At 62.3% G+C, this 20,567-nt stretch carries 16 protein-coding genes, 1 tRNA gene and 2 pseudogenes; 9 read left to right on the top strand and 10 right to left on the bottom strand.

From position 1 onward, the window contains the following. Nucleotides 1-175: 175 nt before the first annotated feature. From AC1DYO_RS01940 to phnN, 3 genes are read left to right on the top strand one after another with little or no spacing between them, the layout of a single operon-like run. Entirely contained in the window at nt 176-883 is a 708-nt protein-coding gene (locus tag AC1DYO_RS01940) for a DUF1045 domain-containing protein (RefSeq protein WP_477259761.1), read from the top strand. A gap of 32 nt (nt 884-915) precedes the next feature. Then, entirely contained in the window at nt 916-2,055 is a 1,140-nt protein-coding gene (locus AC1DYO_RS01935; RefSeq protein ID WP_477259759.1) for an alpha-D-ribose 1-methylphosphonate 5-triphosphate diphosphatase, read from the top strand. After that, the gene (gene phnN / locus AC1DYO_RS01930) at nt 2,052-2,681 is read left to right on the top strand and encodes a phosphonate metabolism protein/1,5-bisphosphokinase (PRPP-forming) PhnN (protein ID WP_477259876.1); all 630 of its coding nucleotides are present in this window, start codon (nt 2,052-2,054) and stop codon (nt 2,679-2,681) included. The genes AC1DYO_RS01935 and phnN overlap by 4 nt, the downstream gene beginning before the upstream one ends. Before the next feature lie 2 nt (nt 2,682-2,683). Here the strand turns inward: phnN and AC1DYO_RS01925 are convergent, their stop codons facing one another. From AC1DYO_RS01925 to AC1DYO_RS01915, 3 genes are all read right to left on the bottom strand, one after another. After that, entirely contained in the window at nt 2,684-3,670 is a 987-nt protein-coding gene (locus AC1DYO_RS01925; RefSeq protein ID WP_477259757.1) for an ABC transporter permease, read from the bottom strand. A 41-nt stretch (nt 3,671-3,711) separates the two neighbouring features. Further along, nucleotides 3,712-5,250 (bottom strand): sugar ABC transporter ATP-binding protein, encoded by a 1,539-nt coding sequence (locus AC1DYO_RS01920; RefSeq protein WP_477259755.1) that lies wholly within the window; start codon nt 5,248-5,250, stop codon nt 3,712-3,714. Nucleotides 5,251-5,357: 107 nt separating this feature from the next. Then, entirely contained in the window at nt 5,358-6,320 is a 963-nt protein-coding gene (locus tag AC1DYO_RS01915; protein ID WP_181056760.1) for a sugar-binding protein, read from the bottom strand. A 583-nt stretch (nt 6,321-6,903) separates the two neighbouring features. On the opposite strand from AC1DYO_RS01915, the gene AC1DYO_RS01910 reads away from it, so the two are divergent. The 4 genes and pseudogenes from AC1DYO_RS01910 (at nt 6,904) to AC1DYO_RS01895 (ending at nt 10,256) form a co-directional block, all read left to right on the top strand. Beyond that, entirely contained in the window at nt 6,904-8,016 is a 1,113-nt protein-coding gene (locus tag AC1DYO_RS01910; protein WP_477259753.1) for a LacI family DNA-binding transcriptional regulator, read from the top strand. 262 nt (nt 8,017-8,278) lie between these two features. Continuing rightward, entirely contained in the window at nt 8,279-9,361 is a 1,083-nt protein-coding gene (locus AC1DYO_RS01905) for an NAD(P)H-dependent flavin oxidoreductase (RefSeq protein ID WP_477259751.1), read from the top strand. Nucleotides 9,362-9,364: 3 nt separating this feature from the next. After that, a pseudogene (locus tag AC1DYO_RS01900) lies at nt 9,365-9,754 on the top strand (substrate-binding domain-containing protein); the annotation flags it as partial. A gap of 319 nt (nt 9,755-10,073) precedes the next feature. Continuing rightward, entirely contained in the window at nt 10,074-10,256 is a 183-nt protein-coding gene (locus AC1DYO_RS01895) for a hypothetical protein (RefSeq protein ID WP_477259749.1), read from the top strand. A 259-nt stretch (nt 10,257-10,515) separates the two neighbouring features. Here the strand turns inward: AC1DYO_RS01895 and AC1DYO_RS01890 are convergent, their stop codons facing one another. Then, nucleotides 10,516-11,649: a DUF1501 domain-containing protein gene (locus tag AC1DYO_RS01890; RefSeq protein WP_477259747.1), complete on the bottom strand. Its 1,134-nt coding sequence runs from the start codon at nt 11,647-11,649 to the stop codon at nt 10,516-10,518. Next, on the bottom strand, nt 11,640-13,004 hold the full coding sequence (locus tag AC1DYO_RS01885; RefSeq protein ID WP_477259745.1) for a S8 family serine peptidase: 1,365 nt from the start codon (nt 13,002-13,004) through the stop codon (nt 11,640-11,642). The genes AC1DYO_RS01890 and AC1DYO_RS01885 overlap by 10 nt, the downstream gene beginning before the upstream one ends. A gap of 138 nt (nt 13,005-13,142) precedes the next feature. Between AC1DYO_RS01885 and AC1DYO_RS01880 the strand changes: the two genes are divergently transcribed. Continuing rightward, nucleotides 13,143-13,724 (top strand): hypothetical protein, encoded by a 582-nt coding sequence (locus AC1DYO_RS01880; RefSeq protein ID WP_477259743.1) that lies wholly within the window; start codon nt 13,143-13,145, stop codon nt 13,722-13,724. A gap of 12 nt (nt 13,725-13,736) precedes the next feature. On the opposite strand, the gene AC1DYO_RS01875 is transcribed toward AC1DYO_RS01880, so the two are convergent. Then, the gene (locus AC1DYO_RS01875; protein WP_477259741.1) at nt 13,737-15,470 is read right to left on the bottom strand and encodes an adenylate/guanylate cyclase domain-containing protein; all 1,734 of its coding nucleotides are present in this window, start codon (nt 15,468-15,470) and stop codon (nt 13,737-13,739) included. A gap of 180 nt (nt 15,471-15,650) precedes the next feature. Between AC1DYO_RS01875 and AC1DYO_RS01870 the strand changes: the two genes are divergently transcribed. Continuing rightward, the gene (locus tag AC1DYO_RS01870) at nt 15,651-16,859 is read left to right on the top strand and encodes a YcaO-like family protein (protein WP_477259740.1); all 1,209 of its coding nucleotides are present in this window, start codon (nt 15,651-15,653) and stop codon (nt 16,857-16,859) included. A gap of 104 nt (nt 16,860-16,963) precedes the next feature. On the opposite strand, the pseudogene AC1DYO_RS01865 reads toward AC1DYO_RS01870, so the two are convergent. The 4 genes and pseudogenes from AC1DYO_RS01865 to AC1DYO_RS01850 form a co-directional block, all read right to left on the bottom strand. Next, nucleotides 16,964-17,344: pseudogene (locus AC1DYO_RS01865) on the bottom strand (LysR substrate-binding domain-containing protein); the annotation flags it as partial. A 246-nt stretch (nt 17,345-17,590) separates the two neighbouring features. Then, complete coding sequence (locus tag AC1DYO_RS01860) at nt 17,591-19,390, bottom strand: adenylate/guanylate cyclase domain-containing protein (protein WP_477259738.1); 1,800 nt, start codon at nt 19,388-19,390, stop codon at nt 17,591-17,593. A gap of 686 nt (nt 19,391-20,076) precedes the next feature. Next, nucleotides 20,077-20,153: transfer RNA gene (locus AC1DYO_RS01855), tRNA-Arg, on the bottom strand. Between the two features lie 99 nt (nt 20,154-20,252). Then, complete coding sequence (locus AC1DYO_RS01850; protein WP_477259736.1) at nt 20,253-20,552, bottom strand: hypothetical protein; 300 nt, start codon at nt 20,550-20,552, stop codon at nt 20,253-20,255. Nucleotides 20,553-20,567: the final 15 nt, after the last annotated feature.

Below are 20,567 nucleotides of genomic sequence, written 5' to 3'. Positions count from 1 at the left end.
CGAAAACCCTTCAAAGCTTCGTCAATCCGTCATGGAAATCACCTATGGCAGCGGGCTAGTGCATGTCGCCCAAAAGTGCGCAGCGGTTTTGGGATGACGACATGCAGCAAATTGAAGACTTAAAGCGCGTCGCACCCATCGCTTCAGGCGCCGCGCGCTTTAAGGAGGATTTCTTATGCGCTACGCCATCTATTTCACCCCGAGGCAGGACGAGCCACTGGCGCGCCTCGCCGCCAACTGGCTGGGACGCAACCCCTTCGGCGCCGCCACAAGGCCGGTCGAAGCGGTGGCGGACCTGTCAGCGGCGGAAGTCGCCTTCCATACCGCATCGGCCCGGCGCTACGGTTTTCATGCGACGCTGAAGGCGCCCTTCCGGCTGGCCGCCAACGAGACTGAAGCCTCATTGCGCGCGGCTTTGGACGCCTTTGCCGAGGCAACCCCGACCGTTACCATCCCGCGCCTTGTCGTCAGCCAGATCGATGGTTTCTTCGCTTTGGTGCCGGAAGGCCCGCTGCCGTCGCTCAACCGTTTCGCCGATGACGTCGTGCTGGGCTTCGACCGTTTTCGCGCGCCGCTCACCGAAGCGGAAATCGAACGCCGCAGCCCGGATTCGCTGAAGCCGGCCGAGTTCCGCAATCTCTGCCAGTGGGGCTACCCCTATGTCTTCGAGACCTTTCGCTTCCACATGACCCTGTCCGGCCGGGCCGGGCCACAGGAAAGCCAACGTCTGCGCGCAGCAATCGACAGCCTGTTCGCCGAGGTGCTGCAGCAGCCGGTGCTGGTGGATGCGCTGACGCTGTTTGTCGAAACCGAACCGGGTGCCCCGTTCATGGTGCTCTCGCACCATGCGCTCGGCCGCCGCGCTGCCCGAAAAACCGCCTGACCACTTCGCCTGAAACCCAAGGACTGCCTGAAATGACCGCCGAGACCGTTTTGACCAATGCCCGCATCGTGCTTGCCGACGAAATCGTCGAAGGGTCGCTGCTGCTGCGCGACGGCCTTATCGCCGGCATCGACGCCGGCACCGGGCGAACCGGAGAGGATATGGGCGGCGACTACATCATCCCCGGCCTGGTCGAGCTGCACACCGACCATCTCGAAGGCCATTACGCGCCGCGGCCGAAAGTGCGCTGGAACCCGATCGCCGCCGTGCTCGCGCATGACGCGCAGGTCGCCACCGCCGGTATCACCACCGTGCTCGATGCCTTGCGCGTCGGCATGGACGAGGACGCCGACCTCACCTCCGACGACATCCGCAAGCTCGCCGACGCCATCGAGGACAGTGTCCAGCAGGATCGCCTGCGGGCCGATCACTTCCTGCATCTGCGCTGCGAGGTCTCGGCGCCGGATTGCCTCGCCGCCTTCGCCAATTTCGACGGCGACGAACGGGTCAGGCTGGCCTCGCTGATGGACCATGCGCCGGGACAGCGCCAGTTCGTCAACCTCGAGACCTACGCCTATTACTACCAGCGCAAGCTGAAGCTGACCGACCGCGACTTCAAGCTGTTCTGCGAAAAGCGAATGAGCGAGTCGGCGCGGAATTCGGGACCCAACCGGGTGGCGATCTCTGCCGCCTGCCAGGAGCGCGGCATCGTGCTGGCAAGCCATGACGACGCCACATCAGGCCATGTCGACGAGGCGATTGAGCAAGGCGTGCGGGTCGCCGAATTCCCGACAACGCTGGAAGCCGCCAAAGCCTCCAAGGATGCCGGGCTCGGCGTGCTCATGGGCGCTCCCAATGTCATTCGCGGCGCCTCGCACTCGGGCAACGTCTCGGCCCGCACGTTGGCCAGCGATGGTCTGCTCGATATCTTGTCGTCCGACTACATTCCGTTCAGCCTCATCCAGTCGGCCTTCTTCCTCGGCGACGTCGTCGAAGGCATTTCCCTGCCGCAGGCCGTCGCAATGGTGTCGAAGAACCCTGCCGAGGCCATCGGCCTCAGCGACCGCGGCGTCATCGAACCGGGCCGCCGTGCCGATCTGGTGCGTGTGCGCGTCGACGATCATGTGCCGGTCGTGCGCACCGTCTGGCGCCAGGGACGCCGGGTCGCCTGATGGTCTCGGCGTCGATCGAACGCGAACTCACCGCCGAGGCTTTTCCGGTCCGCAACGGCGTCTTCGTCGCCGTCGTCGGCCCGAGCGGCGCCGGCAAGGATACGGTCATCGGCTACGCCAGGGCGCTGTTTGCCGATGAGACACGGTTGGAGTTCGTGCGCCGCGTCATCACCAGGCCGAGCGACGCGGCAAGCGAGGACCATGACACGCTGGCCGACGCCGCCTTTGTCGAGGCCGAGGCCGACGGCGCTTTCGCCATTTCCTGGGAGGCACACGGCCTGCGCTATGGCATTCCGGCCGATGTCGACTGGTCGATCGCCAACGGTCACGTTGCGGTCGCCAATGTCTCTCGCGCGGTCATCCCGGTGCTGCGTGAACGGTATGCCAACCTGGCTGTCGTGGAAATCACCGCTTCGCCGGAAATCCTCGCCGAACGTCTGGCCCAGCGCGGCCGCGAGTCGCGCGGCGAGGTGCTGGCTCGCCTCGCCCGCAGCGCCAACGTCGCTCTGTCCGGACCCGGCGTCACCTCGATCGACAATGGTGGCCTACGCGAAACCGCCGGCGAGCGCTTCGCCGAGGTACTGCGCAAGGCGATGGCGTTCTCGGACATGTCCGGCGTGATTTAGCGCTACTCCGCCGCCACACTCTTGCGGCTGGCGTCGAGCATCAGCCGTCTTGCCCGGAACACGCCCCATTGCTGGTCAACCAGCACGCCGATGAGGATCACGCCGCCCATCACCGCGAAGTTGAGCGAGGACGGGATGCCGAGCAAATTGACCAGGTTCTGCAATTCCTGCAGCAGCACGGTGCCGAGGATGACGCCGATCAGCGAACCTTCGCCGCCGCGCAGCGAGAAGCCGCCGAGCACCGCCGCCGCGATGGCGTAGAGTTCGTAGAACTGGCCATGGCTGGCCGGCGAGATAGAGCGCGTGTACATGGCGAAATAGATCGCCGACAGCGCCGTCAGCACGCCGCAGATGACATAGGCTGCCATCACGATGCGGCCGGTGCGGATGCCGGAATATTTCGCCGCCTCTTCGTTCTTGCCGATGGCATAGAGGTAGCGTCCGAACACCGAGCGGTGCAGCACCACCCACATGACGATGGAAATGACGATCAGCGCGATGAAGCTGTTCGGCACGCCCCATGACCGGCCCGCGGTGAGGAATTCCAGCTCCGGAAAATTCTGCCCGAAGCCGAAGCCCGCCGTGCCATCGGCGGTGTAGAAGCGCGCCACGCCGCGATAGATCAGCAGGCCGCAGAGCGTCACCACGAAGGGCTGCAATTTGAGCCGGGTGATCAGCCAGCCATGCACCAGACCGATGATGCCGCCGAGCACCAGGATCAGCGGCAGCGCGATCGGCCATCCCAGACCGCGCACGGCGATGAAGTCGATGAACAGCGTACCGAGCAGCGCAACCACCGAGCCGACCGACAATTCGATGCCGCCGGTGATGATGACGAAGGCCTGGCCGATCGACAGGATGCCGAACAGCCCGATCAGGTTCGAGGTATTGGCAAGATTGATCGGCAGCAGGAAGCGAGGGTTGATGATCGCCACCACCGCTCCGACCACCAGGATCAGGATCAGCAGGCCGAGATCTTTCTTGCTCATCGTCTTCTCCCCAATGCCGGACCGGCAACGTCGAAATCCGGCTAGTTTGCCGGCTTGCCGACGGCCAGCAACAGCACGTTTTCCTGGCTGAATTGTTCCTTGTCGAGAATGCCCGAGATCTGGCCTTCATGCATGACGGCGATGCGGTCGGACACGCCGATCACCTCTTCCATGTCGCTGGAAATCATCAGCACGGCGACGCCGGCATCGGCCAGCGCCCGCATCAGTCCGTAAATCTCGGCCTTGGCGCCGATGTCGATGCCGCGCGTCGGCTCGTCGAGGATCATCACCTTCGGGTTCATCGCCAGCCATTTGCCCAGCACCACTTTTTGCTGGTTGCCGCCCGACAGCGAGCCGGTGCGCGTCTGCACCGACGGCGCCTTGATGCCGAGATTGCTCTTCTGCTTCTCGGCTGTGACGGTCTCCGCGCTTGCCGACACCAGTTGGCGCTTCGCATGCGCCGGCAAATTGGGCAGCGAAATGTTCTGCGCGATCGACAAATCGAGCAGGATGCCGGTCAGCTTACGGTCTTCAGGGACGAGAAAAATGCCGTGCGCGACGGCATCGGCCGCCGAGCCCAGCACAAGCGGCTTGCCGTCGAGTTCGAGCGCGCCGCCAAGCGTGCCGTCGATACCGAAGAACACCCGCGCCAGTTCGGTGCGGCCGGAGCCGACAAGGCCGGCAAGGCCAAGGATCTCGCCGCGCCTGATGTCGAGATCGACCGGCCGGGCAGGGTAGGCAGGGGTTCGGACGGCTTTTGCCGAGAGTGCCGTGGCGCCCGGCGCCCGCGCGGCCTCGGAGGCTTTCTCGCGCTCCTTCAGCATGCGGCCGATCATCAGCTTGACCATCTGGTCGTGGTTGATTGCGCTCCTAGGCAAGGTACCGGCCAGCATGCCGTCGCGCAGCACGACGACGCGGTCGGCAACGCGCTCGACCTCATGCAGGCGGTGCGAAATGAAGATGACGCTGATGCCGTCGGCCTTCAGCGCCTTGATGACATCGAGCAGCTTGTCGGTTTCGGCGATCGGCAGGCTCGATGTCGGCTCGTCGAGGATGACCAGCCGCGCCTTGATAGACAGCGCCTTGGCGATCTCGACCATCTGCTGTTGCGCCAGCGACAGTGCCGAGACCGGCGTGTCGGCGGAGAAATTGGCGCCGACGCGCTTCAACAGCGGCGCCACCATTTCGCGCAGCTTGGCGCGGTCGACCAATCTCAGCGGCCCGCCACGCAACGGCTCGCGGCCGAAGAAGATGTTGGCGGCGACGTCGAGGTTTTCGAAAAGGTTGAGTTCCTGGTGGACGAAGGCAATGCCCGACCCCAGGCTGCCTTCGACGGTAAGCCCGTCATGCGCAACGCCGTCGACGGTGATAGTACCGCTGTCCGGCCTGGTGACGCCGCCGAGGATCTTCATCAAGGTCGATTTGCCGGCGCCGTTTTCGCCGACGAGGCCGATCACCTCGCCCGGCCTGACCTCCATGGAAAACCCGTCCAGCGCGACAACGCCGGGATAGGTCTTGCGCACGTTCTCGAGGCTGAGGAACGGAGTGGTTGCGACGATGGATGGGTCGGAATAATTCATCACGCCTGACAGCAGCCGGTGGGCTACAGACTGACGGGCCTTTGTCGGCCCGTCAACACGATCGCCGGCTCAAGGCGAACCCTGAGCCGGCGCAACTGCTCGTGGCCTCAGTTTCCGGACATCGCCTTCAGATTGGCCGCATAGGCGTCGACATCGTCCTTGCCGATGATCTTGGTCGGGATGATGATCAGGCCGCCTTCCGGAATGCCCGACTTGTCGCCCTTGAGATAGGCGGCCATCAGCTTCATGCCCTGGTAGGCCCATTCGAAGGGCTGCTGCACGACGGTGGCGGCAACGGTGCCTTCCTTGACGCCGCCCAGCGTGATCGGATCGTCATCGAAGCCGACGACGGTGATCGAGCCGAGCTTGCCGGCGTCGCGCAGCGCTTCATAGATGCGCGGCGTGTTGTAGGAGTAGAAGCCGACCATGCAGGTGATGTCGGGGCTGGCGACCAGCGCGTCCTCGACATTCTTCTTGGCGCGCGCCTGGTCGATATCGTCGCCGCGCACGTCGACCAGTTCGATCTTGCTGCCGGCGAGGCCGTCCTTCATGCCCTGGATGCGTTCCTTGGCATTGTCGGCGCCGAGCAGGCCGACGAAGCCGAGGCATTTGCCGCCGTCCGGCATCGCCTTCTTGGCGATCTCGGCCGCCTGCTTGCCGGCATCGACGTTGGACGAGCCGATATAGGCGACGCGCTTGGTCTGCGGGGCATCCGAGTCGGTGGTGAACAGCGCCGTCTCAGAGGCGATCTTGTTCAGACCGTCGGTCGAGGTCTTGGGGTCGACGGCCGAGACCATGATGCCCTTGACGCCGGCGGTCACCAGATCGTCCATCAGCCGCTGCTGGATGGCGACCGAGGACTGCTCGGGATATTTGAGTTCGAGATTGTAGTCGGGCAGTTCGCCTTGCGCCTTCTTGACGCCAGCTTCGGCGGCCTTCCAGAAGTCGGAAGCGCCGTTGACGACGAAGGCCAGCGTCGGCTTGTCGTCGGCCCGCGCAATGGCTGTCGCCGTGAGGCCAAGCAGCAGGGCTGCGGTGGCAACGGATGCATGTCGTATCAAGGATTTCATGTTCAACCTCCCGTTTTGGTCCAGTCGTCGGACTGAACCGATCTTGCATTCACTGATTTGCCGCTTGCGATTTGGACGCCCTCCTCCTCAGGGTTCCCGGCACTGAAAGAATGGCGTCGTTCCAGTCGCGATCACGGACTTTAGAGACTCATCCCATGCTCGTAAATAGTCTGATTTGTCTGACATATCACATATCCGAAACATAGCATGCGGAGGCAATCTCCGCTCGCCATCAGGCTGTTCACTGCACTTTCCGCCGCGCTAGCCATAAACGAGCTGGGCGCGACGGATTGACGTTACAGCGCATTTTTGTATTAGTAAACAGTATTAGTAAAAGGTCTCATGCAAAGGCTCGACGGCGACCTTGGGGCTTGTTTGCCGAACGTGTGTCGCGCTGGCTGCGTTCAACTGGATGCCTTGCAATCTTCGGGGTTCACCAGCACAGAGTGGCATGGCGGAGGAACGTCAAAGCTGCTAATAAGTATAAACGCCTCCGACCATTTCCATTAGTCGACGGCGCCACGCCATCTTGTCGGCCTGACAGGCTGCCGCTAGACAGGCTGGGGATTGGGGACACGATGCCATGAGCGAGACGAGGGATCCGGACGACACGGCGAAGCGGCGCAAGGCGCCGGCGAGAACCGCCAAGGGCGGCCGTGTCACCATGACCGATATCGCCAGGGCAGCCGGCTGCTCGCAGGCAACCGTCTCCTTCGTGCTCAACAATTCGCCCGGCATCAGGCTGTCGCAGCAGACCCGCGAGCGGGTGATCGATGCCGCGCGTTCGCTCGGCTACACCGCGCCCGCCTTCTCGGCGCTTCGCAAGCCGGTTCCCGCCTTCGAGGGACTTGATGGCGTCATCGGCTTCGCCGTCGACCAGCTGGCGACCAGTCCGGAAGCCGTGGTCGCCATCGAGGGCGCGCGCCAGGCATCATGGAACGCCGGCAACGTATTGCTTGTGGCGCAGACCATGGGCGACGCCGTGATGGAGCCGCGCGCCATTGCGGCCCTCACCAAGCGCGGCATCTCGGCGCTGATCTACATGACCATCTTCACCCGCGAGATCACGGCGCCGGACTTCCTCTACGGCCTCGACATCCCGGTCATCCTGCTCAACTGCTACACGTCGGACTATGCCTTCCCGGCCGTGGTGCCTTCCGAGATCGCCGGCGGCCAGAGCTCGACCCGGCATCTCATCGGCCACGGCCACCGCCGCATCGCCACCATCACCGGCGAGCCGTGGATGCAGGCCGCGCAAGACCGGCTGAAAGGCTATCGCAGGGCGCTCGCCACCGCCGACATACCGTTCGATCCGGAGCTGGTGGTCGAAGGCGACTGGTCGGCAAGTGCGGGCTATGCCGCGACCGTCAAGCTGCTGGCGTTGAAAGACCGCCCGACCGCCATCTTCTGCCAGAACGACCGCACGGCCATCGGCTGCTACGAAGCGCTGAAGGAGGCGGGCCTGCACATCCCGCAGGACATTTCGGTGGTCGGCTATGACGACGAGGAGATCGCCCGGCATCTGTTCCCGCCGCTGACGACATCGATCCTGCCGCACATGGCCATGGGCCAATGGGCGATCGAGCAGCTCGAGGTGCCGCCGCCTCCCGGCCGCGGCCGCTATCCCATCACCAAGCTGGAATGCCCGCTGGTCGAGCGGGACTCGGTGGCGAGCGTGAAGGGAGCAGCAGCATAGCGCCCGCAGGCCATTCTCAATCAGCGCATCTTCTTTCTCGATGCCGGCGCGCATGAAAAATTTCTTGATCTGCTTGATGCCTTGAGTAAGCCGTTCGAGGACCTTCGCGTGCGTATGGCCCGTATGCCCGTCTAGGAGCGCTGATGCGCGCTGCTAGGGGCAACCGTGGGGAGCGTGCCTGCACAATTCCGATGACCCGGGCCTGACACAGGCCTATGCTGGATGGGCGTATGTTCCTTCCTCGACAGCGGAAAACACGCTCATGTGGCCGAACCGTCGTCTATGCGACCTGCTGAAGATCGATCATCCCATCATCCAGGCTCCGATGGCCGGATCGGCGACGCCGGAACTCGCCGCTGCGGTGAGCAATGCCGGCGGATTGGGGTCTCTCGGCTGTGCATCGATGTTGCCAGACGGCCTGCGCCACGCAGTTCACCAACTGCGCGCCTCGACCGAGCGTCCGTTCAACCTCAATTTCTTCGTCTGCCCGCAACCGAGCACCAGCAATATTGTCCTGGCGCGGGCTGTCGAAAGGCTGCGGCCCTACTACGAGGAACTGGCGCTGGGCGAACCGCCGGCGAGGCTTCCACCGATGGGGCCGGGTTTCGACGACGCCAGACTTGATCTGGTGCTCGAGATCCGGCCGCCGGTCGTGAGCTTCCACTTCGGCATGCCGGATGCGGCTGCTGTCGACAGGCTGAAGCAGGCAGGAATCGTGATCCTCAGCACTGCGACCAATGTCGCCGAGGCATTGAAGCTTGCCGACAGCGGAGCCGACGCGGTCATAGCCCAGGGGTGGGAGGCGGGAGGCCACCGGGGTTCGCATGCTCCCAACAGCCCCGGCGATGGTGTGGGCACGATGGCGCTGGTTCCCCAGGTCGTCGATGCTGTCAAGCTCCCGGTCATTGCCGCCGGAGGCATAGCCGACGGCCGAGGCATAGCGGCCGCGCTCGCGCTTGGCGCCAGCGGCGTGCAGATCGGCACCGGCTTCCTGTCCTGCGACGAAGCCGGCACGGACGGACCGCGCCGCGCTCTGATCCGCTCCGCGACGGACATGGACACGATGGTCACCGATGCCTTCTCGGGTCGCGTTGCGCGGGCGAAGCGCACTCGCTACGCACTGGAGATGGAGCAGAGCCGAACGCGCCTCCCGGACTTCCCGCAAATGTTCGTGCTCAGCGCCCCGCTAGGCAACGCCGACGCGAAGGGAGATTTCGCCTTTCATCTCTACGGACAGGCGGCCGCCTTGAACAAGGAGCTTCCGGCCGAACAATTGATGCGCACACTTGTCGCCGAAACGAAGGGGATATTCGGCGCTCTCTCGGCATCGTCTGGCGAAGGCTGATATCCTTTCGATGCCGATCTGGTGGTCGAAGGCGACTGGTCGGCAAGTGCGGGCTATGCCGCGACCGTCAAGCTTCTGGCGCTGAAAGACCGCCCGACCGCCATCTTCTGCCAGAACGACCGCACGGCCATCGGCTGCTACGAAGCGCTGAAGGAAGCGGGCCTGCACATCCCGCAGGACATCTCGGTCGTCGGTTATGACGACGAGGAGATCGCCCGCCATCTGTTCCCGCCGCTGACGACATCGATCCTGCCGCACATGGCCATGGGCCAATGGGCGATCGAGCAGCTCGAGGTGCCGCCGCCTCCCGGCCGCGGCCGCTATCCCATCACCAAGCTGGAATGCCCGCTGGTCGAGCGGGACTCCGTGGCGGCGGTCGCGGGGCAAACCTGACAGACCCATCCCGAAGCAAGCCGGGATGGGTCTGTTTCAGTATTTGCGCCTCAGGGCAGGACTATCCGAACCCCGGGATCAAGCCGCGGCTAGAGGGGGTCACCGTTTACGGAAACGGCGACCCGCTCTAACTCTTTGTTTTGACGCAATTCCGGACGGAAAACCGTTTCACACTTTTCCTGGAATTGCTCTAGAACCGCAATATGACAAAGGAGCGCCTGCGATAGCAGCGCCGGTGCCACCGGCCATACCGCCAGAATGTGCGGCAGTGCCGCCTCCAGACGCGCCGCCTGTGATGGCGACGATGGTGCCATCGCCGATGGTAGATCTGCTCGACATCGCCCGGGCCTTCGTCGTCATCGAAAGCACTGGCATCCTGCTTGTCGAGCTCATCGAGAATGCCGTTGCCGACATTGGGAACCCCGGCCACGGCCTCGAGAGGCCTAACTGTAGTAGCAAGCGCCGCGGCCCCCGCAACGCCGAACAATGCTGTCAAGAATGATCGCCGATCCATCAAACCTCCATCAGCAAGACCTAACGACAAGGAGATAGCGCGGCTGACACAAAAGGCGAGAGGGGACTTTGGTCGACACAAGGATGGTCACGCCCAGCGCATTCAAGGAAGACGAGATGCGCCGCAAGGTCCTGGGCCTGAAGGCGAAATACGAAGACCCCTTGGGCAAGGAACTGTTCGGGTTCTAGGCGTGCCGCGATCGTGTCGATCCCGGCGTGTGGCCCCCCACAAGCGAACGTCGGCGCCGCTACGCGTTCTGCCAAGGGTGCCGAAACAACCCTTTAATTGCATGAAAGCCCGATGCGTTTGGAGCGACCATCGCCATTGCCTGGCTTGAGAGTCCAAGATGGTCTTTCAACACCGTGTTGACGATCGAGCGGACATCGGTGGTGACCGCCAGGTCGGTCCCCGCGTGGAGCTGATCTGCCGCCAATCCGGGCCAGTGACCCGCGATCCGCCCACCGGCTATCGCACCACCCATCAAGAACGCTAGGCTGGCACCACCATGGTCGGTGCCGCCTTGTTCGTTGAAGGGGATGGAGCGCCCGAATTCCGTAATGCCGAGCACAACGGTTTGACGCCAGATCGCGGCTGCCGCTTCCGAGAACGCAACGACACCATGTGCCAATGTCCCAAGGGTCGCCGAAAGACGCTCTTCCTGAGCAACGTGGGTATCGATGCCGTCCAACTGCAGCAGGGCCACGCGCGGACCGTCGGGCCTGGACAGCGCCTGCGCCGCGGAGGTCGCCGCTGCGGCAAAGCCGGCAGCACTCAGCGCATGTCGCCGTGCGAGCAACGTCTGCACCGCGTCTCCGGCTGAACCACACGCCTCACCGAGGCAAAGGCGGGCGATGTCAAGTCCCGGATTGGCCAACACGAGATCGAAAAGCACATCATTCGAGAGGTCGGTCGGCGCTGCGCGCCAGATTGGTTGGCTTCCCTGCGACAGGACCGAAGCGGCTCTTCCTGGCCAGCCAAAATCGCCGCCGTCGACATCGCCGTCGAACAAGACCCTCTGCGCGGCGCCATGCGATTTACCGATACCCGGGATGCCCGTCGCGGGCAGGATCAGCAATTCGCCGGCTGAATAGAACCGAGCAAGTGGTTCCAGCGCCGGATGAAGCGCAAACAGCGGATCAAGCTTCACACCGAACGCGTCGTCGGGCCCGCCAAGTTCTCTCGCCCTGCCTCGCAGCCGCCGGAAATCAGGATCGCCATGGGGCGGCAGCGCGGCCAGCGCATCAAGTCCGCCCCGAAGGTGAACGACCAGCAGCCGCGGGTGGCTGTCGGCGGCAAAAAGCGCCGAAGCACGCCCTGCGCTGGTCGCAAACAGCGAGGTAAGACCCAAACACTGGAGGGCCGTGCGGCGCGTCAATTGCATTTCGGATAATCCGGAAGAGTGACGTCCGGCGTTCCGCGTGTCGAATATCCAAGCGGATCGGCATTTGGGATCACGCTCTTTTTGATCGGGACCTTCTGCAAATTCGCAGTGGGCCGAGCCAGCAGTCCTGCCAGAACTGGAGCGGCAAGGGACGTTCCCGAACAGATATTCTGTCTTAGCTCGTGATTTTTGCTCCGCCAAAGCACCTGGACGCCAACGCCTGGCTCGGACATGGCCGCGCCAAAAGCGCCGCCATCCCAAAGCAGATCACACCAATTGGCTGACACGGCGCTGCACGGGCCAATGACGATGGTGCCGGTCGGGATATAAGTGCTGTCGGATGCCGAGACACTTTTAATGAAGCCTTGCGTCGGGTTTGGAGAAAAATATTCCGACGCATTGGCCGGGAAAAAGGACTGTACCCACGACGCCTCGTCGTCTTCCCGCGCATTGCCCGCCGCAATCACAATACGGACCTGCTTGTTTGCGATCTCAAACAGCAGCTTGTCCATCAGACCAAGCTGGCCTAATTGGCCACCATTCCTCGCGGTCTCCATGAACTGCGAGCCCCAGCTGATGTTCAGGATTTGGCCGGCGGACGCATTATCACGAACGTATTTCAGGGCGACAAGCGGCGGCCCGACGATCTTCGACTTCTCGCCCTCAAATGCCTTGACAATCTTAAGCGGCACCCCGGGGCTGACCCCAACAATGCCAAGGTATTCTCCACTTGTCGTACCTGGCACGCGCATTCCACCAACGATGCCTGCGACCATCGTGCCGTGACCTTGAGCGTCTGCCACGCCCATGGTCGTGCTGCATGGAGTGACCGTGCAGTTGATCCGTTCCGAAATATTAAGAAGCCCTTTTGTGACGATGTCTTCGTCGACGCCGCTATCGATGATCCAGACCGCGGACCCGTTGGTCACAAGACTGGGCGACCCGACGACACTGCAAACGCTCGGCGGCACGAGCTTGTCACCCGTCACAGGCGCTAGCGGCCTGCGTGCTTCGCAACCGCCATCCGCGAACAGGCTTACTTCAAGGGAGTCCGGTTCCTGATACCCTTCCGACAGAAGCTTGTCCGCTTCCTCGTCGGTAAAGCTTCCAGTGACCAGGCTAAATCCTAGGTCCGGCATGTCGACAGCCTGAAGGGCTTCCCCCGACGGATTGATCTTGTTCAGGTTGGCGATAGTCGTTTGAAATATGTCCTTGTCCGCAAGCGGCGCGATGAAGGTGCGTTGCGTAACTTGCGGCTCGCCAGAGTCTTCGTCCGCGTACACAATAGTGGGCGCGGAAAGAATGGCGGCGAGCTGATATGTAATGAGAAAATTCACAAGCCAAGCAAGCTTCATGGATCCCCACCGTCCGCTGGTCGACTGACTGACAGCATGCTCCCAATACCTCTGTCTGTCCACGGCAACCTCCTTGCAGCCAAAGAAAAAGCAGCCTAGGCTGCTCTCGCACGCCTCAAAGCGCGGGGAGCGACGCTTGTGCCCAAGGTGAAACTCAAGCAAGGCCGACAGGCTCAGGAGATTGGCGCCTCGCTCGTGGGGGCGTGGCTGAAGGCTTTGCCGCCCGCGTTCACGGCGACTGTATCAGTGGTAGATTCGACAAGTCAGTTGACTGTAACCGTCGACATGCAGAACGCATTCGCGTCCGGTGACGTCATAGCTCTGCGCACTGAAGACAAGACTGGCGGCCTTCGAAGCGTGAAGGTAGGGACGATCACCCCGGGCACTTCGGGAAAGACCTTTCGCGTTGTTGATCTTGCTGGTGCTAATATCAGCTACAAAGGCAAAGATTTAAAGAATGCCGCAGTGTCGAAAGTAAAAGACCTGAATGACACATCTCTTCTTGGCGAACTTAAGATTGTGCTGGAGCAGATCGTCGACGCGAAAGTGAAACTGGTGTGCGACGCCCCAACGGAGCTGACCGTGGTCCTGCCAGCCCTGCCGGAAGGCGTTGTCACACGAGAGGACCTGATAGATTACCTTGGGACGTACCACAACAACGCACAGGGTCGGCACTATCATGACGAGCTTGCGTCCGCGGTCCTTTTTGGCTGCCGATAGCAAACTTCAATTTCAGTTCGGCAGCCCTGCGGCGAGCAGCCCCTTGAGCAGTGTGGCCCGATCCTCCTCCAGCCGATAGGGCTCCTTGGCCACAAATCGACTGCAAGAAAAGCTGGGCGTACCCGCCAACACGCGAGCCGCATACAACTTGGCGTCGCTGTCCCGGCCAAGCGCCGAGCTCGAAGCGGCCATGTAGGCGGTAACCCATGCCGGCATTGTCGACGAACGGCTCAAAGCGACCAGTGCCGGCTCGGGCCGGCCCGCAATGAAGTGGACGATGCCGCGAAACGGCCAATACCAGGATGGTTCGTAGAGTGGATCGAGCACCTGCGCCCGCTCGAACCATTGCATGGCGCGATCCGGCTCGCCGCCAAATGTGTAGAGGGTGCCGAGATAGGAAACCTGTTCGGGATCGTTCGGATTGAGGTAGAGCGCCCGTGCGTAGAGTTGCGCGGCGACGTCGAAGTCCCGCAGGTGCAGCAGCACCCAGCCGAGAATGTTGAGGCAGACCGGATCGTTGGCGGAGAGCGCCACCGCCTTCTTGGCAATTGCATGCGCCTCGTCGAGCAGGACATCGGAAGGTCCCATGTCGCGAAACCATTCCAGCTGCTTGTAGTGAGCCAGCTTGGCGTAGGCGCGCCCATAGGTCGGATCGAGGTCGATGGCGCGCTGATACCATTGTCTGGCTTCCGCTTCGGACGCGAGGTCGCCCAGCGGCAGGGCATTGCCTCGGAGCACGCACTCATAGGCCGCCAGGTTGGCCGGCGGCTTGCGTCGCGCCTTCTCCGCACCCGCTGCCTTGAGGCGCCCGATAACCGTGCCCACGATCTTGCGGACCAGTTCGTCCTGCACTTCGAATATGTCCTGATCGTCGCTGTCATAATGCTCGGCCCAAACGTCACCACCGGACGTGGCGTCAACCAGTTCGCACGAAAGGCGGATACGCTTCCCCATCCTCCGGATTCGCCCCGAAAGCTCGAAATCGAGCCCGATATCCGAGACCAGCTTCGGCAGTTCGACATCCTTGAGCCGCAACGAGGTATGATATGACGCGACGGAGAGCTGGGTGAATCGCGTCAACTCGGTGATGACGTCTTCTGTAAACCCTTCGCTGAAATAGGGTTCCACGCCGTCGGTGCTGACAAATGGGCGGACCAGGATCGATGGCGTGTTCGAGCCCGAAGTCTCGGCGCCGATCCTCGGAGCCGGGCCGTCGGGTCTGTGAATAAGCGAGTAGACTGCCACGGGTCGGGGAATGTTCTTGAGCTGAAACTCACCGCAATATTCGAAGGGCAATTGCAGCCCTCCGCGGACCTCCTCATGCACTTTTGCCGAAAGGCAAATGCCTCCGGGGGCCGCGATCTGTTCAAGGCGTGCAGCCACGTTTACACCGTCGCCGAACACGTCTCCGTCGCCGTCGACGATAATATCGCCGAAATTTATGCCCATTCGAAGCAACAGACCGGGCGACGATCGCTCGGGGCTTGCGAGATAGGCCTGAATAGCCACGCTACACCGGACCGCTTCGACGGCGCTCGGGAACTCCGCGACGACACCGTCGCCGGTGTTCTTTACAACGCGGCCGTCATGCCGATGAACGTAGCCTGGGACCTCGTCGTGCATCAGCGCTCGGACGCGGGTAAACGTGCCTTCCTCGTCTTCCGCCATTTGCTGCGAATAGCCGACCACGTCGGCGACCACGATCGCAGTCAGGCGCCGCTTCAGGGTGCCGTTGTTTGCGGTCAATCCATGCTTTGGGGTCAATCCATACCTCGGGTCGGACGTCCGAACGTACTTTAGCACATTTGCATGATGCTATCGCGCATGGCAGCGTGTAAACTGCCACACGAGAGCTTCGGACGTACGACAGGGTGAAGTCCGTTCAGAAGCGCTCGCAATGCCAAAGATTCTCACTTCGAGGTCTGCGTGGGGTCGAGTCTTCTTTATGGCCCGGTGGTGATCTCGGACCCATTGCTCGGCTGTCCTCTCACCGTGGCGGCCGGCCGCGTTCGCGCCGCCAGGGATGGCGATGAGAGCACTTACTTCGTGTCTGGTTGGGGCACGACAGCCGAGCAGGCGCTGCAAGGCTGCCTTTATGAGGCGGACGAGACCTACTTCGCCCAGATCATTCCCGAGGGGCGAATTCTCCGGTCGTGTGCCGATGCGATTCATGGGCGGGTCGTCGAGCCGCCCGGCATCCTTCTTTTCAGCGACGAGCAATATGACCGGCGAGAGGCCGGGAACCGACAGCCCCGCAACATGGTTCCGGCCCGCTGGGATAGATCCGCGCCTGAAGACTGGATCCTGAGTGACGACAAGCTGGGTACGGAGCAAGCCTGGGTGCCCGCGGGGCTGTGTTTTCTCGGATATGATCCCGGTGGCGAGCAATCATTTCTGCCGGCTGCCGACTCGAACGGACTTGCACTGGGCATCAACCCTGAGGACGCTGCGATGAGCGCCCTTCTCGAGCTGATAGAGCGAGATGCGACCTCTATCTGGTGGTACAATCGGCTTGTTCTGCCTCGAATCGATCCGAAGTCGATGGCAAGCGACACCGTATCTTCTTACGAGGATTGGCTTCGGCACCGAGGTCGCGAATTGCGGCTTCTGCGACTGACGCTGGATTTGGCGGTGCCGATCGTTGCGGCAATCTCCAGCGACAGTTCCGGCCGGTGTCCGGCGATGGGGTTTGCGGCAGGCGCATCCTGGTCAGCGGCTGCCACAAGGGCGCTTGGCGAGCTTGCTCAATGCGAAGCGAACCTTGCTCTGCTCTCCCAACAGGCGCAGCAACAGGGAACGACCCGCTTTACGCCCGGGGCACGGCAACTATATCGCTGGCATCAAGAGACGGATCTTGGGCTGTGTCCGTATTTGCAGGGTGGGAATAGCGGCCCTGCCTGCGCGGATGAATCGACACTTGACTACGCCTCATGCGTCAAACTCTGCCACGAACGAAACCTGGGGGTATTCGCCGTCATCCTGATGCAGGATGAGCAGCGGTCCCTTGTCCGCATTTTCGCTCCGGGCTTGCGTTCGACCAAACCAAGGTTTGGTCCGGGCAGGCTCTATTCTGTTCCAGACACTCTTGGCCTCAGGGCTGCGGGCTCCATATGCCGAGACCCTTTCCCGTTTTAGCGCCGAAACCAAAGCGGCTGCAAAGTTCCAATTTGGGACCGAACACCGGGGAGCATGCTCTACCCCTCAGCTTCCATCAAGCGGCCGTTCCGCACAGGCGGCGGTTAGCGCAGGGCCGCAACTGCGCGCCGCGCTTCCTTCGGCTGGGCGACAGAGCCATGCAGAATGCTGCCGATGTTTGCGACCAGAAACGCGGCCAGTTCGCGCGCCGGCGCATCCAGCCTTTGTGAGGGCGCGATCAACGCCAGCTCGGACGGCGGCTGTTCCGCAAAACCGTCGGCGGCGCTCAGCAGGCGATGCTCGGGAAGCACCGCATCTATCGGCAGCAGGCTGATGCCCAGCCCCGACGCCACCGCCGCCTGCACGCCGATCAGCCCCTGGCTGGTATAGGCGATGCGCCACATCCGCCCCGTCGCCTCGACGGCGCGCGTCGCCCTTTGCCGGTAGATGCAGCCTTGCGGAAACATGGCGAGCGGCACCGGGTCGGCGTCGAGCTCACCGGACGGGGGCGCAAGCTGGCAGGCGGCTTCCAGTGTGAGGTGTAAGTGAGCGGACATTGAGCTCGGCGCAGGCTCTGTCCTCACCTGACCCTGAGCGGACTTTGCCGCTGCACGGTAGCAACGTCGCGAAAGGTTCGTTTTCTGCGTACGTTCTGCGATCGGAAGGGGCAACTCGTGCCAGAATCAGTCAGGCGCTCACATTGGACGCGCTTGGGAGCTCCCCACGACCGGTTACTTTAGTCCCGCCATGCGCATGCCATGCGTTATGTGTTCAAGATCGGCGGGGTCTCGCCACCATTCAGACCGTTCGAAGTCCGCTATGGCAAAATCAGGCTTGAGGCGCAGCACATCTGCGGCCGACTGTTTCGCCTGATCGATCTTGCCCAGACGAGCCTGACAAGAAGCAATGTAGCAGGGTAGCCACCAGTGCCAGAGGTGGTCGATATGCTGAAACGCTTCGAGGGCCTCGGCGTGGCGCCTCAACTGCAGAAAGGCCACTCCGCGGCACCCCCAGTACCAAGCTGGCGGAAAGGGATCGCAGCGAAGATCTGCCTCCAGGCTGCGCAGCGCTTCCTCTCCGCGTCCCGTAAAGGCCAGCCATAGCCCTCTGAACGTCGAGGCATACACGTCGTTCGGATTGAGCGCGACCGCTCGGTCGAGGTGTATCCCTCCCAGCTCATACTGCCTCATCTTAGAATAGATGAGGCCGAGTTGCCGGTGACCGTTCGAATCCAACGGATCGAGCCGTACCGCCGTTTGTGCGGCACGAAGGCCTTCCTCCAGATCCTCGCGCCGCCCGTGGTCCGAATGGAGGACATAGGCGACACCCGCCAGCCACGCATGGGCTTGGGCGTGTGCCGGGTCGAGCTCGATTGCGCGGCGCAGGAACTGAGCCGCGGCTTCCGAATCGAATCGTATCGAACGCTCCCGCCCTTGCAGAAAGTGATCGTGGGCCGCCCAAAGCTGCGGTGGCTTGCGGCCTGACTGCTCGGCACGGGTGGAGGCGACTCTCCCGACCAGGGTGCCGACGATCATGGATACGACTTCGTCCTGCACCGCAAAGATATCTTCGACATTGCGGTCATAGCGCTCGGCCCAGCGATGCTTTCCGCTGGACACGTCGATCAACTGGGCTGTGACCCGCACGCGATTGCCCACCCTGCGCGCACTGCCCTCGACGATGAAATCCGCGCCGAGCCTATGGCCAACTTCCTTGGCGTCGAGCGCCTTGCCTCGGAGCGCAAAGGAAGAATTCCGTGCGATCACCATGATCTCCCTGAATCGGCCCAGCTCGGTGATGATGTCCTCCGTGATCCCGTCTGAGAAATAGTCCTGCGCAGGGTCGCCGCTCATGTTGTCGAAGGGCAACACGGCAATTGACGGTTTGTCCGATGTGACCGCTGGCTTGCTAGGCGCGACAACAGCGGGACGGACCAAGTAGGCGCGCACAGGCGCTTCGATGTTCTTGAGCTGACGGTCACCCAGGGGCTCGAATGTGCCATCCACCTTTTTGGCCACCTGTTCGTACACGTTTTGCGACATGCAGATGCTGCCGGGCTCGGCCAGGGACTCGAGTCGCGCGGCAATGTTGACGCCCTCTCCATAGACATCCGTGCCCTCGCCGATCACGTCGCCCAGATTGATGCCGATCCGGAGCATGATCCGGCGCTCATCGGCCACGTCGTCGTTGGCATCGGCCATCCTGGCCTGCAGTTCGAGTGCACTGCCGACGGCATCAACTGCGCTGCCGAACTCGACCAGGGCACCGTCGCCCATGAATTTGACGATGCGTCCGCCATGAGATCGCACGATGGGCTCGAGCACGTTCCTGCGGCGGTCCTTCAGCGCCGCGAGCGTGCCGGCCTCGTCCGCCTCCATCAGGCGCGCATAGCCTACGACGTCGGCGACCATGATCGCCGCGAGCCGGCGACGGATGCGTTCTTCGGCCATTGCGACCTTGTGGGCGACCGGCCTCCAGTGAGACAGGATGACCTCACTAAGCGCGCGCTCTTGGCGGTCGACGGCATTCATTATGTGCCTGTGAAGAACGAAATGCGAGCCCTATGGCGCGACTGAAGGTCCGACAAGGGTCGCATCGAGCCGTTCTGGTATCGTTAGGCAAGAGTCCCGCGTGCGGCTTGGCGCCAAGTCCAATCGTAGCGAAGCCACGATCCGCGATTTTGAGATCGGTCACAGAATTCCGAATCCGGGCACACTCACCCGCCTACGACAAGCACTGGAGGGAGCCGGCGTTATCTTTACACCTGGTGGCCCGTCGCTAACCAATCTCGCTGAAGGTGAGCCCGGTGTAATCGGCTCCAATGAGATGTAGCGTCCCTGCGGCTTTTGCCAGGGTGTATCATTTTAGCACAATCCCTAATTAGTAGACTCGCACGATGCAGCGGCAGTTAATCGCGCCCGTCAGGCCCAAGGGAGGGAAAAGGCCTAAGGGAGGAAAAACGATGTCCGTGCAAAAAGAAGACTTTCGAACGAACAGAGCCGACTATGCGATCGCCGCACATGGACGAAAGACCGCTGATGATGAGGACCGCGAAGACCTCGTGGCAAAAAAGAGGTCGCTGTGGCTAAGGGATCGGCGATCCGCCAGATTGTCCGCACACCCGGCGGAAAGCTCGCCAGGACCGAAAGCCAGGCCGCGCGGTTAGTTAGCGAGTCCCGAAGCTGGGCGATTTTTCTATTTAAACCGTTGATTTTACTGGCGCACCCGACAGGATTCGAACCTGTGACCTCTGCCTTCGGAGGGCAGCGCTCTATCCAGCTGAGCTACGGGTGCTTTCAGGAGTCCCGAAAACGAACTGGCCGATAGGCCGGCCAGCTGGCTTCTTAGCGGAAGCCGCGCCTGGCTTCAACGGGCAATTGGAACGCCAGATACTCAAGAGGCCTGTTCAGTATCAGCGCGGTGTGAAACGCGCCGATTGGGATCGTAGGTAACGATGGTGTCGCCGATTTTGATCTCGTTGCGGAACCGATGGATTTGTCCCGCAGCCATCGCCACGCTTTGCGGTTTTGTTTCAGGCCAGGTTTTCCGCACTTTGTCGGCGATTGCTTCGCGCGTGCGCAAGTCGGCCAGCGATCCGATCTCGTGCCACCCGATAGCGACGACAGATGATTCCTTGAACGAGTCGTAAAGTCGACCGTGTCTTTCCGCCCGAACCATCCATGCACGCTTCATTTATGATCCCCCCTT

It is taken from the genome of Mesorhizobium sp. P2_F5, assembly GCF_056403715.1.
This window is presented reverse-complemented; position numbering and strand designations above follow the sequence as displayed.

Coding starts and splice junctions, on each gene's coding strand:
- AC1DYO_RS01885 (WP_477259745.1), bottom strand. CDS start 13,004: ATGAAGCTTGCTTGGCTTGTGAATTTTCTCATTACATATCAGCTCGCC.
- AC1DYO_RS01905 (WP_477259751.1), top strand. CDS start 8,279: ATGTGGCCGAACCGTCGTCTATGCGACCTGCTGAAGATCGATCATCCC.
- AC1DYO_RS01910 (WP_477259753.1), top strand. CDS start 6,904: ATGAGCGAGACGAGGGATCCGGACGACACGGCGAAGCGGCGCAAGGCG.
- AC1DYO_RS01895 (WP_477259749.1), top strand. CDS start 10,074: ATGGTAGATCTGCTCGACATCGCCCGGGCCTTCGTCGTCATCGAAAGC.
- AC1DYO_RS01850 (WP_477259736.1), bottom strand. CDS start 20,552: ATGAAGCGTGCATGGATGGTTCGGGCGGAAAGACACGGTCGACTTTAC.
- AC1DYO_RS01935 (WP_477259759.1), top strand. CDS start 916: ATGACCGCCGAGACCGTTTTGACCAATGCCCGCATCGTGCTTGCCGAC.
- AC1DYO_RS01890 (WP_477259747.1), bottom strand. CDS start 11,649: ATGCAATTGACGCGCCGCACGGCCCTCCAGTGTTTGGGTCTTACCTCG.
- AC1DYO_RS01920 (WP_477259755.1), bottom strand. CDS start 5,250: ATGAATTATTCCGACCCATCCATCGTCGCAACCACTCCGTTCCTCAGC.
- AC1DYO_RS01915 (WP_181056760.1), bottom strand. CDS start 6,320: ATGAAATCCTTGATACGACATGCATCCGTTGCCACCGCAGCCCTGCTG.
- AC1DYO_RS01940 (WP_477259761.1), top strand. CDS start 176: ATGCGCTACGCCATCTATTTCACCCCGAGGCAGGACGAGCCACTGGCG.
- AC1DYO_RS01860 (WP_477259738.1), bottom strand. CDS start 19,390: ATGAATGCCGTCGACCGCCAAGAGCGCGCGCTTAGTGAGGTCATCCTG.
- AC1DYO_RS01925 (WP_477259757.1), bottom strand. CDS start 3,670: ATGAGCAAGAAAGATCTCGGCCTGCTGATCCTGATCCTGGTGGTCGGA.